At 73.0% G+C, this 15,241-nt stretch carries 10 protein-coding genes and 2 pseudogenes; 8 read left to right on the top strand and 4 right to left on the bottom strand.

The genetic code is table 11. The features are described 5' to 3' along the window. Positions 1-200: 200 nt before the first annotated feature. Positions 201-1,349 (bottom strand): DegT/DnrJ/EryC1/StrS family aminotransferase, encoded by a 1,149-nt coding sequence (locus tag ACGFIQ_RS32325; protein ID WP_393249474.1) that lies wholly within the window; start codon positions 1,347-1,349, stop codon positions 201-203. 446 nt (positions 1,350-1,795) lie between these two features. On the opposite strand from ACGFIQ_RS32325, the gene ACGFIQ_RS32320 reads away from it, so the two are divergent. Further along, positions 1,796-2,551 carry an acyltransferase gene (locus ACGFIQ_RS32320; protein ID WP_393249472.1) on the top strand — a complete coding sequence of 252 codons (756 nt, stop codon included), beginning with the start codon at positions 1,796-1,798 and terminating at the stop codon, positions 2,549-2,551. A 20-nt stretch (positions 2,552-2,571) separates the two neighbouring features. Here the strand turns inward: ACGFIQ_RS32320 and ACGFIQ_RS32315 are convergent. Further along, a pseudogene (locus ACGFIQ_RS32315) lies at positions 2,572-3,633 on the bottom strand (glycosyltransferase); the annotation flags it as partial. Positions 3,634-3,870: 237 nt separating this feature from the next. Between ACGFIQ_RS32315 and ACGFIQ_RS32310 the strand changes: the two are divergent. Both ACGFIQ_RS32310 and ACGFIQ_RS32305 read left to right on the top strand, forming a co-directional pair. Further along, positions 3,871-4,947, top strand: a complete 1,077-nt coding sequence (locus ACGFIQ_RS32310) for a glycosyltransferase family 4 protein (protein WP_393249470.1) — start codon at positions 3,871-3,873, stop codon at positions 4,945-4,947. Between the two features lie 2 nt (positions 4,948-4,949). Continuing rightward, on the top strand, positions 4,950-6,362 hold the full coding sequence (locus ACGFIQ_RS32305; protein ID WP_393249468.1) for a glycosyltransferase: 1,413 nt from the start codon (positions 4,950-4,952) through the stop codon (positions 6,360-6,362). Here ACGFIQ_RS32305 and ACGFIQ_RS32300 read toward each other — a convergent pair. Beyond that, complete coding sequence (locus tag ACGFIQ_RS32300) at positions 6,281-7,516, bottom strand: glycosyltransferase family 4 protein (RefSeq protein WP_393249466.1); 1,236 nt, start codon at positions 7,514-7,516, stop codon at positions 6,281-6,283. The two genes, ACGFIQ_RS32305 and ACGFIQ_RS32300, sit on opposite strands and share 82 nt — an antisense overlap. Before the next feature lie 211 nt (positions 7,517-7,727). On the opposite strand from ACGFIQ_RS32300, the gene ACGFIQ_RS32295 reads away from it, so the two are divergent. The 3 genes from ACGFIQ_RS32295 to ACGFIQ_RS32285 are packed head-to-tail and all read left to right on the top strand — an operon-like array spanning position 7,728 to position 11,522. Further along, positions 7,728-8,672: an NAD-dependent epimerase/dehydratase family protein gene (locus tag ACGFIQ_RS32295; protein ID WP_393249464.1), complete on the top strand. Its 945-nt coding sequence runs from the start codon at positions 7,728-7,730 to the stop codon at positions 8,670-8,672. Positions 8,673-8,680: 8 nt separating this feature from the next. Then, complete coding sequence (locus tag ACGFIQ_RS32290; RefSeq protein ID WP_393249462.1) at positions 8,681-10,087, top strand: lipopolysaccharide biosynthesis protein; 1,407 nt, start codon at positions 8,681-8,683, stop codon at positions 10,085-10,087. Then, positions 10,077-11,522 carry a glycosyl transferase family 1 gene (locus ACGFIQ_RS32285; protein WP_393249460.1) on the top strand — a complete coding sequence of 482 codons (1,446 nt, stop codon included), beginning with the start codon at positions 10,077-10,079 and terminating at the stop codon, positions 11,520-11,522. The genes ACGFIQ_RS32290 and ACGFIQ_RS32285 overlap by 11 nt, the downstream gene beginning before the upstream one ends. 160 nt (positions 11,523-11,682) lie before the next feature. Here the strand turns inward: ACGFIQ_RS32285 and ACGFIQ_RS32280 are convergent. Continuing rightward, positions 11,683-12,066: pseudogene (locus ACGFIQ_RS32280) on the bottom strand (O-antigen ligase family protein); the annotation flags it as partial. 999 nt (positions 12,067-13,065) lie between these two features. On the opposite strand from ACGFIQ_RS32280, the gene ACGFIQ_RS32275 reads away from it, so the two are divergent. Together ACGFIQ_RS32275 and ACGFIQ_RS32270 are read left to right on the top strand one after the other, a co-directional pair. Next, positions 13,066-14,106: a polysaccharide biosynthesis protein gene (locus tag ACGFIQ_RS32275; protein WP_357077563.1), complete on the top strand. Its 1,041-nt coding sequence runs from the start codon at positions 13,066-13,068 to the stop codon at positions 14,104-14,106. Beyond that, positions 14,100-15,224 carry an NAD-dependent epimerase/dehydratase family protein gene (locus tag ACGFIQ_RS32270; RefSeq protein ID WP_393249458.1) on the top strand — a complete coding sequence of 375 codons (1,125 nt, stop codon included), beginning with the start codon at positions 14,100-14,102 and terminating at the stop codon, positions 15,222-15,224. The genes ACGFIQ_RS32275 and ACGFIQ_RS32270 overlap by 7 nt, the downstream gene beginning before the upstream one ends. Positions 15,225-15,241: the final 17 nt, after the last annotated feature.

The following is a 15,241-nucleotide window of genomic DNA, read 5'->3' as shown; positions in this document are numbered from 1 at the left end:
TGGCTCCCTGACCCGTCTTCGACCGCTTCCGCCGCGTACGACAGAAGGGACCATAAGCCCTTTGTCCTTGTTACAGGCAGTTTCGTGTTTTTTGGGTTCTTTGCCGGAGATAGCACCAAGTTGTGCCCGGTCCGGTGAAGATCAGCCCGCCGGTACGCCCCGCGGCGTCACCGGATCGGCCATCTCCCGCACCCCGGTCGTCACACCGTGCAGGCTCCTGTCCGGAGGCTCAGGAACTCCTCGATCGCGACGGACACCCGGGCGATCTGCGCCTCGGTGAGTGCGCTTCCGCTGGGCAGCGTGAGCCCGTTGGTGAAGAGTTGTTCCGCCGCGCCGGTGAGCAGGGTCTCCGCACCGTCGTGCATGGGCTGGAGATGCATCGGCTTCCACACCGGCCGGGTCTCGATGTCCCGCTCGGCCAGGTGGGCCGCCAGGTCGTCCACCCCCCAGCCGCACCGCTGCGGCTCGACGGTGATGACGGTGAGCCAGCAGTTGGACTCGGTGTCCTCCGCGCCGAGCAGCCGGACGCCCGGCACCGGGGCGAAGAGCTTGGCGTAGTGGTCGCGCAGCTGGCGGCGCCGGGCGATCATCGCGTCCAGCCGGAGCAACTGGGCTCGGCCGAGCGCCGCGAGGAGGTTGCTGAGCCGGTAGTTGTAACCCGTCTCGCGGTGCTCGTAGTGCCGCGCCGGTTCGCGGGCCTGTGTCGCGAGGTGACGGGCCCGGGCGAGCAGCACGGTGTCGTCGGACACCAGCATCCCGCCGCCGGAGGTGGTCATGATCTTGTTGCCGTTGAAGGAGAGCACGCCGACGCGCCCGAAGGAACCGGCGGGTCGCCCCCCGTGGCCGGCGCCGAGGGCCTCCGCGGCGTCCTCCACCAGGGGGACGTCGGCGTCGGCGCAGACCGGGAGCAGGGCGCGGTAGTCGGCGCAGCTGCCGAACATGTCCACCGGGACGACCGCGCCGACCCGCTCACCGCGTGCGCGCAGCCGTCGCAGCACCTCGTCGACGAGGACGACGTCCACGTTGCCGGTCCGGGGGTCGCAGTCGACGAAGACCGGCCGCGCCCCGATGTAGCGGGCCGCGTTCGCGGTGGCGACGAAGGTGAGCGTGGGCACGACGACCACGTCGCCGGGCCCGACCCCGACACCGAGCAGCGCCAGGTGCAGGGCGGCGGTCCCGGAGTTGACGGCCACGGCTCCGGCGGTGCCGACCCGCGCGGCGACGTCCCGCTCGAAGGCGTCCAGGTCCGGGCCGACAGGTGCGACCCAGCCCGAGCGCAGGGCGGCGAGCAGGTACGACTCCTCCAGCGGTCCGATGTCGGGTGGCGACAGGTACACGGTGCCGCTCATCGGGCACCGCCGGTCACGAAACCACTGGGAATCGGCACGATCCCACCTCCAACGGCGTCGGGGACAACGCCGGATGAGCGTCCCATCGGGGCTGAAACCGGATGACGGCCCTGATTGGTGACACACAACCCGCATTGCCCCGATCAACCCCAAAACCCGCAGTCGGACACGGCCAGCTCGGCGGCCTTCTGTGGGGTAGTGGCCCACGACGCGAGCCGTGAGCGTCACGACGGCCGGTCGGGCGAGGCCAAAACTGGCCGGTCGGGCGAGGGGAGGGGCGGCCCCTTCGGCCGGGGGTTCGTGCCGCTGCTCAGGTCACCAGGGATGCGCGCGACGTCACGATTCTGGTCATCTCGGACGCTTGGCGCGTACGGGGACTTCGAGCGCTATACACCTATTGTGGAGGTTATCATCGGCCCCTGGGTCGACCTGGACGATCGGCGGAGATGCGGGGGCGACATGCGTACGGTGCCCGAGCGGGCCGGCGTCGGGACGGCCAACTGATGCGCGTCCGCCTCGACCAACCTGGAACGCTGCTCGGCCCGGTGCTCGGGTCACTCGACAGTCTCCTGTGCGCGGGGGCGCGGGCCCGTCGGGCGATCCGGGGTCTTGCCCTCGCCGGCCGGTTCGCCGCCCGGGGAGACAACTTCACGTTCGACCCGGACGGCGTCTACACCTGCGAGTCGATCGAGGTCGGCCACAATGTCGATCTCGGGTACCGGCCGATCCTGATGGCGGCCCGGAGTCGGATCCGCATCGGTGACAACGTGATGTTCGGCCCCGAGGTGACGATCCGGGGTGGCAACCACCGCATCGAGCAGGTCGGCGTACCGATGATCGCGGTCGACAAGGACGCCGGCGACGACACCCACGACCGGGGCGTCACCATCGGCGACGACGTGTGGGTGGGCACCCGGGCGGTGATCCTGCACGGGGTGACGATCGGCCGGGGTGCGGTGATCGGCGCCGGCGCGGTGGTCACCCGGTCGGTGCCGCCGTACGCGGTGACCGCCGGCAACCCGGCCCGGGTGATCCGCCTGCGGTGGCCGGTGGAGACCATCCGGGCCCACGAGCGGCAGCTCTACCCGGCCGACCGTCGGCTGACCGCCGCCGAACTGGCCGGCCTCGCCGAGCTGCCGGTGCCCGAGCCGCGTGCGACGCCCGTGACGAAGTCGCTGACCACCGGCGTCCAGCCGCGATAGTCGAAACAGTGGGCCCGCTCCCGGGCCGCGCGGCTCATCGTCCGCCAGGCCGCGTCGTCGAGACGCAGCGCCCGCTCGACGCCGCGCCGGACATCCTCGGCTGTCGAGCCGTCGAGCAGGATGCCCTCCCGACCGTCCACGAGGTAGCGCCGCAAATCGCTGGTGAGGTTGAGCAGCACCGGGCAACCGGCCGCCAGGCTCTCCGGCACCTTGGAGGGGAAGCCCGCCTGCGCGTACCCGACCGGCGGGCGGACCAGCACGGAGAAGTGCGCCCGGCGCAACTCGGCGAGCACCCGCTCGCGGGGCACCCGGCCGAGGAAGCTCACCTGGTCGTCGAGGTCGATCGGCCCGGCCGCACCGAGGTCGGAGAGGCTGCTGGCCTGCTCCCGGCTGATCCCGGCGATCACCAGGTGCACCCTGGCCCGATCGGCGGGCGGAAGTAGACGGATGCCCTCCAGCACCACGGCCACCTGGTCCTTCACACCTGCCGACCCGGCGTAGAGCAGTCGGAGGCCGTCGCCGAGCGAGGCCGGTGCGGGATCGGCGTAGTCGGCGCGGTCGACCTGGGGCGGCACCACCAGGGTCCGCCGGCCCTGGCGCACGAAGTGCCGTTCCAGCAGTTCGGAGATGACGATGACCTGGTCGGCGAGTCGTCCGGCCCAGAAGGACGCCCAGCGGTGTCGGAGGAAGTACGGCGTCAGCCAGCCCCGGGGGAACTGCGCCCGGTCGTGCTGCTCCAGCACGTCCACCGTCACCCGGCACCGCACCGCCACGCGCAGCACCGCCCAGGTCGTCAGGTCCCACAGCCCGAGCGGCAGGTGCACGCCGGCCAGCTCACCCGGACGGACGCCCGCGCGGCGCAGCGCGGCCAGCACCCGCAGCGGGCGGACGCGCCGGTGCCACAAGCGGCCCAGCACCCCACCGCCCAGGCGGCGTCGGGGCAGCGTGATCAGGCGGACGCCGGGGGGTAGGTCCACCGCGCTCGGCGGACGCGACCCGTCGTCGGGCCAGTCGTTGACCACCAGTGTCTGTCCCCCCGGCGGGGTGGCCGAGCGGGCCAGTTGCAGAAGCCGGTTGGACATCGCGTCACCGTGCGGAAACCGGTACGCGGCCAGCGCCAGCACCGTCGGCGTCGTGGTGGGCCGCAGGGCGGAGATCAGGTCCGTGCCGGTGGTGGGCTCGCCCACGGTCTACCCCCTCAGAAGATTGAGGTAATTTGTGCCATTATGACTGCTTAGTCTAGGCGGGCCGTCGGAATGAGGAGACATGCAGCGTGCAGCCGTGCGCGACACCCGGCGGGCGTCGGCCGGAGCCCCGTGGTGAGCCGACCGGTGGTGGTGCAGCACTCGGCGGGCACCCCCGGTGCCAACGGCCCGCTGACGGCCCTGCGGCGGGTGCTCGCCTCACCCCTGGCCGACCGGTACGAGTTCGTCCGGATGCACCAACACGCCGGCAACGGCAGCCTGAACGTGCCGCTGCTGCGGGAGTGGGTGCGGCTGTTGCGACGGGTCCGCCCCGATCTGGTGCACGTGCGGGGCCTGCAGAACGAGGGCTTCCACGGCGTCCTCGCCGCCCGCCTCGCCGGCTGCCCGCGGATCCTGGTCACCGTGCATGGCACCGTACGTGACCTGCGTCAACCGGGTCGCGCCTGGCGGCGGCGACTGCTCGTGCACGGTGCCGAACCCGCGACGCTGCGGCTGGCCACCCACGTCGGCACCGTCTGCGCGTACGCCGCCGGCCGGGACTTCCTGTCCGGCCTGGGCGGGAAGTTCGTCGGGGTGATCCCCAACGGGGTGCCGCTGCCGGCCCGTCCACACGCCGAGCGGGACCGGGTCCGGGCCGAGCTGGGCCTGCGTCCCGACGACGTGGCCATGATCGTGGTGTCCCGGCTGACCTGGGAGAAGGGTTACGCCGTCCTCGCCGACGCGATGCGCCGACTGCCGCCGTCGGCCACCCGCCGGGTGTTGCTCGTCGCCGGCGACGGGCTCGACCGGGACGGGATCGCCGCCGCGCTGGCCGGGGCCGGCCACGTCGAGGTGCGCCTGCTCGGCAACCGTCTCGACGTACCGGACCTGCTCGCCGCGGCGGACCTCTTCGTCTTCCCGACCCTGCACGAGAACCTCTCCAACGCGCTGCTCGAGGCGATGGCGTACGGGCTGCCGGTGGTCGCGTCGGCGGTGGGCGGCAACGTCGAGGTGCTGCGCTCCGGCGGCGGCCGGCTGGTGCCGGCCGGCGACCCGGCCGCCCTGGCCGCGGCACTGACGCCGCTGCTCGACGACCCCGCCGAGCGGCGTCACGTGGGGGAGTTGGGTCGCAAGGTGGTGGCCGAGGACTACGGCCTCGACGTCATGCTCGGTCGCCTCGACCGGGTCTACCAGCAGATCCTCGGGGAGTGACGGTGGCGCGGCCCCGCAGCCCACGGGTCACCCTGCTGGGCTTCACGGTCCCGGACGACCTGCTCGCCGAGATCATCGCCCGGGACACCATCATGCCCACCCAGACGCACACCTTCGCCTGGAGCCTGGTGCGCAGCCTGCGGGCCGCCGACTGTCCGGTACACCTGCTCTCCGCGGCGCCGGTGTCCACCTGGCCCGGCAACGGGCAGATCCGCTTTCGTGCCGGGCGGTTCCGGCAGGACCACGTGGACGGTCAGCTGCTGGCGTTCGTGAACCTGCTCGGCCTCAAGCACCTCACCCGGTTCGTGGCCGCCTGGCGTACCGGCGCTCGGGCGCTGCGCGAGCGGGACGCCGACGTGCTGCTGGTGCACGGCGTGCACTCGCCGTTCCTCTGGTTCGGTGTGCTGCGGGCGCGCCGCCGGGGCGTCCGGGTGGTGCCGGTGCTCACCGACCCGCCGGGTGTCGCGCTGCCCACCGACGGTCGGCTGGTCCGGCTGCTGCGCGGGCTCGACGTCGCCCTGGTCCGGGCCGCCCTGGCCCGCTGCTCGGGGGTGATCGCGTTGACCCCCGCGCTCGCCGAGGACTTCGCGCCCGGCCGGCCCCGGCTGGTGCTGGAGGGCATCTGTTCCGCCGACCCGCCGGAGCTGCGCGAGGACGCCCGGGTGGTGCCGGCGCCGGAGCTGCGCGAGGACGTCCGGGTGGTGCCGGCGCCGGAGCTGCGCGAGGACGCCCGGGTGGTGCTGCCGCCGGGCCCGCCCGTGCCGCGCGGTGCGACCAGGGACATCGTGTACGCGGGAGGACTGAGCCGCGCCTACGGCGTGGACCGGCTGGTCGAGGCGTTCCGCGGTTTGGCCGGGGACGACCTGCGGCTGTGCGTGTACGGCCGGGGCGAACTGGCGGGTTGGCTGCGCGACCAGGCCGCCGTGGACCGGCGCATCGTGCCCCCCGCGCTGCTGCCCCGGTCGGAGCTGTTGCCCCGACTGGCCCGGGCGGCCGTGTTGGTGAACCCGCGCCCGGTGGACCAGGACTTCGTCCGCTGGTCCTTCCCGTCGAAGATCATCGAGTACCTCGCCGCCGGGGTGCCGGTGGTGAGCACCCGGCTGCCCGGCATTCCGGCGGAGTACGCGCCGTGGCTGTCCTTCGCCGAGCCGGACACCGCCGACGGACTGCGGGCGGCCGTCGGCCGGGTGTTGGAGCTTCCGGCGGACGAGGCCCGTGCGCGCGGGGAGGGTGGGGCCCGCTTCGTGCGGGAGACGCGTAACCCGGCCGCGCAGGGTCGCCGCGTGCGCGACTTCCTCGCCGGCCTGGCCGGGCTGCCCGACCAGCGCGGCGCTCAGCCCCGACCGCTCGCGGCGGCCTTGCTGAGCAGGTCCTCGATCTGGTCGACGCCGACCCGCAACGACATCCGGTCCTGATAGAGCTGGCGACCCCGACGGCCCATCTCGATCCGCTGCTCGGCCGGCACCCGGGCGGCGGCCGCGAACTGGTCGGCCAACGCCCGCCAGTCGTCCGGGGGGCAGACCAGCCCGGCCCCGCCCGCGCTGACCAACCGGGCCGCGTCGCCGTCGGCCGACATCAACACCGGACTGCCACAGGCCAGCGCGGCCTGCAACTTCGACGGCACCGTCCCGCGCAACCACGGCAGGTCGCGCAGCATGACCAACTGGTAGTCGGCGGCGGCGTACAACTCGGCCATCTCGGCGCCCGGACGGCGACCGACGAACCGCACGTTCGCCGCGCCCAACTCGTCGGCGAGACGCCGGGCCTGTTCCGCGCCCAGCCCGGTGCCGACGAAGACCAGGTCCACCGCGTCCGGTGCCGCCGCGGCCGCCCGGATGGCGACGTCGACGCCCTGCAACAAGCCCAGGTTGCCGGCGAACATCACGGTGGTCCGCCCCCGGTGCCCGATCGTCTCCCGGGCGGAGTCGGTGCCGGGCACCGGCCGGAACAACGCCTCGTCGGTCCAGTTGAACACGGTACGCACCGCGCCCGGGTCGACACCCCGCTCGACCACCTGTTCGGCCATCGCCGGCGCGATCACCGCGATGCCGGCGCAGGCGCGGTAGATCCGCCGCATCGTGGCGGTCAGGACCCGGTCCATCGCCCGCCCCGCCAGCCCCGGCGGGGCCATCCCGGACGCCGTCACCGACTCCGGCCACAGGTCCTGCACGTGCAGCACCGCCGGGACGCCGCGCAGCATCCGCAGCAGACCGGCGGCGGCGTACGCGGTGGGCGGCGGATGGTAGACGTAGAGCGCGTCGACACCGCGTAGGTGACGCGGGGCGGCCAGGGTGCTGGTGGTGGCGAAGGAGAGATAGCTCGCCGCCCGGCGCAGGCCGGACCGGTCGTGACTCGGGTACGCGGGCACCCGGCGAACGGCCACCCCGCGATCGGTGGCCCGGTGGTTCCAGCGCTGCTGCCAACCCGGGTAGGTGCGCCCGAGCGGCAGGCTCGGAAACGTGGTCAGCACCCGCACCTCGTGGCCGCGGCGGGCCAACTCCGTGGCCAGTTGGCCCGGCACGAAGGCGCTCTCCGGCGGGTACCACTGACTGATCAGTCCGATTCGCATGTGCCCGGCACTCCCGTCGACGTCAACTCGCCCACCAGGGCAGACAACTGACGGAAGGGAACGGAGGACACGCGGGTTGGTGCCCGTTTCGCGTGACTTGCGAGAAGAGCGCTCGTTGTCACACTAGTGGCCGTCGGCGACCGCTGCCACGCGCCCAGCGGGCGGACACCGCAGCGCCGGCCGCCCGGGGCCGAGCCGAACGGGGGACGCGTTGAAGGTAGTCGTGACCGGTGGTGCCGGGTTCATCGGCGCCAACCTGGTACGGGCCCTCGACGAGGCACCCCAGGTGACCGAGGTCGTGGTCGTCGACGACCTCTCCACCGGCCGGTTGGACAACCTGGACGGTCAGCCCGTCCGGCTGCACCGGGGCACCGTGCTCGACCCGGACCTGCTGGACGAGACGTTCGCCGGCGCGGCCAGCGTGGTGCACCTGGGTGCGCTCGGCTCCGTGCCGCGCTCCATCGACCGGCCGCTGCCCAGCCACCACGCCAACGCCACCGGGACACTGATGGTGCTGGAGGCCGCTCGCCGGCACCACGTCCAGCAGGTGATCCTCTCGTCCTCGTCGTCGGTCTACGGCGCGAACCCGGTGCTGCCCCGCCAGGAAGGGCTGCGCCCCATCCCGGTCTCCCCGTACGCGGTCTCCAAACTGGCCGCCGAGGCGTACGCGGTGGCCTACGCCGCCTGCTACGACCTGGGCGTGTTGCCGTTTCGCTTCTTCAACGTCTACGGCCCACGACAGGCGGCACACCACCCGTACGCGGCGGTGCTGCCCCGCTTCGTCACCGCCGCGCTCGCCGGTGAGCCGCTGCGCGTGCACGGCGACGGTCGGCAGACCCGCGACTTCACCTTCGTCGGCAGCGTCACCTCGGTGATCGTCGACGCCGTCGTCCGCCGGGTGTCCACCACCGACGTGGTGAACCTGGCCTTCGGCGTGCGGATCTCCCTGCTCGACCTGGTCGCCGAGTTGGAGGACGTGCTGGGCCGGCCGCTGCCCGTGGTGCACGAGGCGCCGCGCGCGGGCGACGTGCGGGACTCGCAGGCCGACTGCACCCGCCTGCGGGAGCTGTTTCCCGGTCTGCGGCCGGTGCCGCTGCGCACCGGCCTGGAGCGCACGGTGTCCTGGATGGCCGATCACGTGCTCGCGAGCCAGTAGGGGCGTCGATGTCGTCCGGGGTCGTCGAGCGGACCCGGCGCGCCCGCCCACCGGGCGCGCACCGTCGCCGCCCCGACCGTGGTCGCCGGCTCGTCTCCGGGGTCGCGACCGCGCTGCTCAGTCGGCTGGCGGGGCTCGTCGTGCCGATCGTGCTGGTGCCTGTCACGTTGCCCTACTTCGGCAACGACCTGTACGGCCTGTGGATGGCGGTGGCCGCGCTGGCCGGCATGGCGGCCTTCGCCGACCTGGGGCTGGGCAGCGGACTCATGACGAAGCTCGCCCCCTGCTACGCGCACGGCGACACGGTCCAGGCCCGCCGCTACATCTCCAGCGCGTACCTGACCCTGTCGGGGCTCGCGCTCACCCTCACCGGCCTGCTCTGGATCTTCGCCGGTGCCGTGCCCTGGTCGGCGCTGTTCAACGTGACAGGTCAGGTCAGCCCGGAGCAGACCCGGATGATCGCGCTGATCTGTCTCACCGCCTTCGTGCTCAACGTGCCGCTCAGCCTGATCGCCCGCGTCCAGTACGCCTACCAGCAGGTCGGCCGGAGCAACGTCTGGCAGACCGCGGGCAGTCTGGCCGCGCTCGGCGCGGTGCTCGGCGTGGTCTGGGCCGGCTGGTCGCCGCTGCTGGTGGTGGCCCTGTCGGTGGCCGCGCCGCTGCTTGTCAACCTGCTCAACACGCTCTGGTTCTTCGGTCGGCGGGAGCCGCGGATCCGGCCCACGCCGAGGGCCGTGCAGGCCCACGCCGCCGTGGAGCTGACCCGGCTCAGCGGGCTGTTCTTCCTGCTGACCGTGGTCATCTCGTTCGCCACCAACGCCGACACCCTGATCATCGCGCACGCGCTCGGTCTGTCCGCCGTCGCCGGCTACGTGGTGCCCGCCAAGCTGCTGTCCCAACTCGGCCAGCTCGTCGTCCTGGTCAACGTGCCACTCTGGCCGGCCAACGGCGAGGCGTTGGCCCAGGGCCAGGTGGACTGGGTACGCCGGACCACCCGCCGGATGACGATGGTGTCCGTGCTTGCCGCCGGCCTGCCGGCCGCCGTACTCGTCGCCTTCGGTGAGTGGCTCTTCGCGGCCTGGCTGCCGGTGCCGATGGGCGGCGACCGGTGGCTGCTGGCCGGGTTGGGCGTCTGGTGGCTGCTGCAGTCGGCGCTCTCGCCCCGGTTCATGGTGCAGAACGCCGGTGGCGTCCTCGTCCCGCAGTTGGTCGGCTGGGGGGCGTTCCTGGTGGTGTCGGTGCTCGGCAAGTGGTACGCCGCCGACCGGATCGCCGTCGCCGCCGTGCCCTGGGTCGGCGCGGTCGGTTACGCGCTGACCGTCGTGCCGGCGGCGCTGTACGGATATCGCCGGACGCTGCGGCTGCACCGCGGCCCGGTCATCGAGCAGAGATTGGTTCAGGACGGTGCGCGCTGACGAGTATCCCCGCGTGCTGGTGGTGAGCGCGGCCGTGTTCGACCGCTCCACCGGCACCGGCATCACCCTGTCGAACCTGTTCACCGGTTGGCCGGGGGACCGCCTCGCCCAGCTCTACGCCGAGGACCGCGCCCCGGGCCCGGACGCCGTCGGCACGTTCGCCAGGTTCGCGCCGCGCAACGCGCCGGTGGAGTACCACCTGTTCCGGCAGTGGGAACGCGTCCGCCGACCGGTCCGGGCCCTGGTGAAGGGCTCACCCGACCCAGCCGGCTCGGCCAGCGCGGCCGGTGCGGCGCGGGATCCGGGGCCCGGCCCGGTGCGTGCCCGGCTGCGCACCCAACTGCGTGCCTTCGTCGACCTCAGCCCGGTCCGGATTCCCGACGACGTCCGCCGGTGGCTGCGCGCGCAGCGGCCGGACGTGGTCTACACGACGCTGGGCAGCATCCGGATGATGCGCCTCGCCGTCGCCGCCGCGCAGGAGTGCCGGGTGCCCCTGGTGCCGCACTTCATGGACGACTGGCCCACCACCCTCTACGCCGACGGCCAGGTGCTGGGGCTGCCCCGGCTCGCCGTCCGTGCCGGCTTCCGCGACGTCCTGCGGCACTCCTCGTACGGAATGGGGATCAGCGTGGCGATGGCCCGGGAGTTCGAGCGCCGCTACCGGTTGCCCTTCGCCGCCTTCGGCAACTGCGTGGACGCCGCGGACTTCGCCGATCCCGACAGGTGTGCGCCGGAGAGCCCGGACGGGGCCCCGGTCGAGTTGGTCTACGTCGGTGGGCTGCACCTGGACCGGTGGCGGTCGCTGCGCCGGGTCGGCGAGGCCGTCGCTCGGCTGGTGGCCCAGGGCACGCCGGCCCGGTTGACCGTGCACGCCCCGGCGACCGACCTCGCGCGGTACGCGGGCGCGTTCACCGGGTTGCCCGCGGTGCACCTGGGTCGTTCGTTGGCCAGCGACGAGGTCGCCGGTGTGCTGCGCCGGTCCGACGTGTTGGTGCACGTCGAGTCGTTCGCCGCCGAGCACCGCCGCTACACCCGCTACTCGCTGTCCACCAAGATCCCGCAGTACCTGGCGTCCGGCCGTCCCGTCTTCGGGTTCGGCCCGGCCGAACTGGCCTCGATGGCGCACCTCGCGGCGGCCGACGCCGGCGCGGTGGTCGGCAGCGACGATCCCGGTGCCCTCGTCGACGCGCTCACCCCGCTCTGCGTCGACGCCGGCCTTCGGGATCGGCTCGGCCGGCGTGGCCTGGCGTACGCGGTGCGGCACCACCGCACGGATCAGGTGGCGGCCCACTTCGCCGAGGTGCTGCGGGAGGCGGCGACCCGTCCGGCCCACCGGCCACCGGCGCGGTCGGGACCGGGCGCCGGCGGCGGGCGGCCGAGTGCCGGGGTGCCGGGGGCGGACGCGGCGGCCCCCAGATTCCCGGCAGCACGGTGACCAGCGCCAGGACCAACCAGAAGGCGAGCGACGTCTCCCACTGGCCGGTCAGCGAGATCGGCAGCATGACACCGGTGAACGCGCAGGCCAGCAGCAGTCCGACCCGACCGGTGCGGGCCGCGGTGACGAGCGCCGCGGCCAGCGCGCCGAAGTAGAGCAGCACGCCGACCAGCCCCAGGTCGTTGCCGACCGTGAGCAGCAGGTTGTGCGGCCCGATGTCGAACGGGTTGGTGCTGATGAACACCCCCGCGCCGGATCCGCTCAGTGGTGACTCCGCCCAGGTGGACAGCGCGTACGGCCAGATCGAGAGGCGTCCGGAGATGTCGCCGGTGGGTCGCCCGTACAGAGCGTCGAGCCAGAGCAGCTCGGCCTTCGGTGTCAGCCCGAACGGCACCAGGACGACGAGCGCGGTGGCGAGCCCGGCGACGGTGATCCCGGTCAGTCGGGGCGCCACGCGGGTGGCCAGCGCGGCGACCAGACCGAACACGATGCCGATCGCCGCACCGCGCGAGCCGGTGAGCAGCACGCCGTACCCGAGCGGCACGGCCAGGGCCAGCGGCGCGAGGCGCAGCACCGGCCGGTGCGCGCCGGCGGCGGCGAGCACCAGGGCCAGCACCACCCCGGCGGCCAGGGTGTACGCCGTGCCGTTCACCTCCCTGCCGTCGATGCCGTAGCGCTCGGCGAAGAGCAGCACCTGCCCCTGGGACCGGGCGCCGGTGACCACCTCGACGGCGACCGCCGCACAGCCGAGCAGGAAGGTCCAGCCGACCAGCAGCAGGTCCCGTCGTCCCCGTACGACGTGCCGGCAGGCCACGAAGAGCACGCAGATCGAGATGTACCGGTAGGCGGCGGGCCCGGTGAGGTCGGGGTGGCTCGTCCAGAGCAGGCTGGCGGCGGCCCAACCGGCGGTGAGCAGCGCGACGGTGTCGACCGACCGCAGCCGGGGCAGCCGGCCGGTCAGCACGATGGCCACCACGGCGAGGATCGCGACGTAGTTGAACGACCACCACGGTGGCCGGGCCGCCAGGTAGGCGGCCACGCAGAGGACCAGCACGGCGGGCAGGCTGCCGCTGGGCGCGACCGGCGCGGGGCCGGGGCCCGGGTGCGCCGCGGGTCGCCGTTCGGCAGGTGTCAGCGGGGCGGGCGCCAACCGTGCGCCGCCGGCGTGGTGGTGCCGCAGTGGGAGTCCCTTCGGGGGGTCGGTCCGGTGATCGCTCGTGTCCTGACTGGCCCGAGAGTGGTCCGCCGACACCGGCCGTAGCCCGGCGCGGGGGCACCGAGCCGTTTCTATCAGGTGCGACAGTACGAAGTGGCCAAATCACTGCATAGACCGACATGTTTTCTGAGTGCCCTATGGCTCGTTTGGCCTATTTGCGGCTCACACACGTATCTGCTGCTGGGACCCCTCGTTGACCCGGGTGCCGCATCCGGCGGGGCTTCCGCCTGACCGCCGGAGACCGGTGCCCCCGCCACGGCGCGCAGCGCTGTGCCGCGCCGGGTCGACGGGTGAGAACCGCCCGTCGGGTGACGAACGGGAGAACCGATGAGCGTGATGACCGCGGGCCGCCGGGTGCTGATCACCGGCGGGACCGGATCCTTTGGACAGACCATGGCCCGACGACTGCTCGACCGGGACGTCGCCGAGGTGCGGATCCTCAGCCGGGACGAGGCCAAGCAGGACGCCATGCGGCGATCCATCGGCGACGGGCGGGTGCGCTATCACGTCGGCGACGTCCGTGACATCGACACGGTGGTGCGGGCCACCCGGGGCGTCGACTTCGTCTTCCACGCGGCAGCGCTCAAGCAGGTGCCGTCCTGCGAGTTCTTCCCCCTGGAGGCGGTACGCACCAACATCCTCGGCAGCGGCAACGTGGTCGAGGCCGCCGCGCAGAACGGCGTCAGCTCGGTCGTCGTGCTCAGCACCGACAAGGCCGTCTACCCGGTGAACGCGATGGGCATGAGCAAGGCGCTGATGGAGAAGGTCGCCCAGGCCTACGCCCGCAACAACCCGAACAGCGCCACCACGGTGTCCTGTGTCCGGTACGGCAACGTGATGTACTCGCGTGGCTCGGTGATCCCGCTCTTCATCGAGCAGATCAAGGCGGGCCGCGCGCCCACCGTCACCGACCCGGCCATGACCCGCTTCCTGATGTCGCTCGCCGACTCGGTCGACCTGGTCGAGCACGCCTTCCACCACGCCCGCCCCGGCGACGTGTTCATCCGCAAGGCTGCCGCCTGCACGATCAGCGATCTCGCCGAGGCGGTCTGCCAGCTCTTCGACGTGCCGTTCAAGCTGGACATCATCGGCGTACGACACAGCGAGAAGTCGCACGAGACCCTGGCGAGCCGGGAGGAGTTGGCGCAGGCCGACGACTTCGGCGACTTCTACCGGGTGCCGTTGGACGCACGGGACCTCAACTACGCGCTCTACGTCTCCGAGGGCGAGCTGGGCGAACGGCCCGGGGAGGACTTCAACTCGGCGAACGCCACCCGGCTCGGCGTACCCGATGTGGTGCGGCTGCTGAGGTCGCTGCCGGAGATCCGGGCGGAGCTGGCGCTGCGGGACCCGGTGCTGGCGTGCTGAGCCTCGCCGTCACCGGCGCCGGCGGTTTCCTCGGCTGGCACCTGCGGGTCCTGCTGCGCGCGCTCGGCTGGCCCGAGCCGACCGTGCTGACCCGTACCGATCTGGTCGACCCGGCGGTGGTCGCCCGCAAGATCGCGGGGACGGACCGGGTGCTGCACCTGGCCGGGGTCAACCGGGGTGAGCCCGCCGACGTGGCCGCCGGCAACGTCCAGCTCGCCGCCCAGCTCGCCAACGGCCTGCGGGCCTGCCCGGACCCGCCCGCCCAGGTGGTCTTCGCCAACTCCACGCAGGCCGGCAACGGCACCCCCTACGGCGACGCCAAGGCCACCGCCGCCGGCATCCTCGCCGAGACCGGTGTGCGCCTGGACGACGTGCTGTTGCCCAACCTGTACGGCGAGCACGGACGACCCTGGTACAACTCGGCCGTCGCCACGTTCTGCCGGGTCCTCGCCGACGGCCATCAGCCGGAGGTGCACGCCGACCGACAGTTGGACCTGGTGCACGTCACCGACGCCGCCGCCCGGCTGGCCGGCGTCACCGCGGGCGGCTCCTGGGACCCGGCCATGCCGGCGCTGCGGATCGGGGTCCGTGAGGTCGCCGCCCAGCTCACCTCGTACGCCGACACCTACCGCACGGGCGAGATCCCGCCGCTGCGCGACAGGCACGACGTACGGCTGTTCAACACCTACCGGTCGCACTGCTTCCCGGCGCACTACCCGCTGGCCCTGCCCACCCGGGCCGACGCCCGGGGCGCACTCGTCGAGACGGTCAAGGCGCACGGGGGAGCGGGGCAGACCTTCTGCTCCACCACCCGAGCGGGGATCACCCGGGGCGAGCACTTCCACCTGGCCAAGGTGGAGCGGTTCGTGGTGCTGCGCGGCACCGCCGAGATCAGCCTGCGCCGTGTCGGCGACACCGACGTTCTCCGGTTTCCGGTCAGCGGCGAGCAACCCGTGGTCATCGACATGCCGACCATGTGGGCGCACAACATCACCAACACCGGCCCGGACGAGCTGCTCACCCTCTTCTGGACCAACGAGCTGTTCGACCCGGAACGGCCCGACACGTGGCCGGAGCCGGTCGGTGACGAGCACCGGGTGCCGGCGGGCGTCCGGTGACCGACCTGCGGAGGGAG

This window comes from Micromonospora sp. NPDC048898 (assembly GCF_043198035.1).
GTDB lineage: Bacteria > Actinomycetota > Actinomycetes > Mycobacteriales > Micromonosporaceae > Micromonospora.
Note: the sequence above shows the minus strand (reverse complement) of the source record. Positions and strands in the feature narration are given on the sequence as shown.

Coding starts and splice junctions, on each gene's coding strand:
- ACGFIQ_RS32325 (WP_393249474.1), bottom strand. CDS start 1,349: ATGAGCGGCACCGTGTACCTGTCGCCACCCGACATCGGACCGCTGGAG.
- ACGFIQ_RS32320 (WP_393249472.1), top strand. CDS start 1,796: ATGCGGGGGCGACATGCGTACGGTGCCCGAGCGGGCCGGCGTCGGGAC.
- ACGFIQ_RS32300 (WP_393249466.1), bottom strand. CDS start 7,516: ATGCGAATCGGACTGATCAGTCAGTGGTACCCGCCGGAGAGCGCCTTC.
- ACGFIQ_RS32290 (WP_393249462.1), top strand. CDS start 8,681: ATGTCGTCCGGGGTCGTCGAGCGGACCCGGCGCGCCCGCCCACCGGGC.
- ACGFIQ_RS32275 (WP_357077563.1), top strand. CDS start 13,066: ATGAGCGTGATGACCGCGGGCCGCCGGGTGCTGATCACCGGCGGGACC.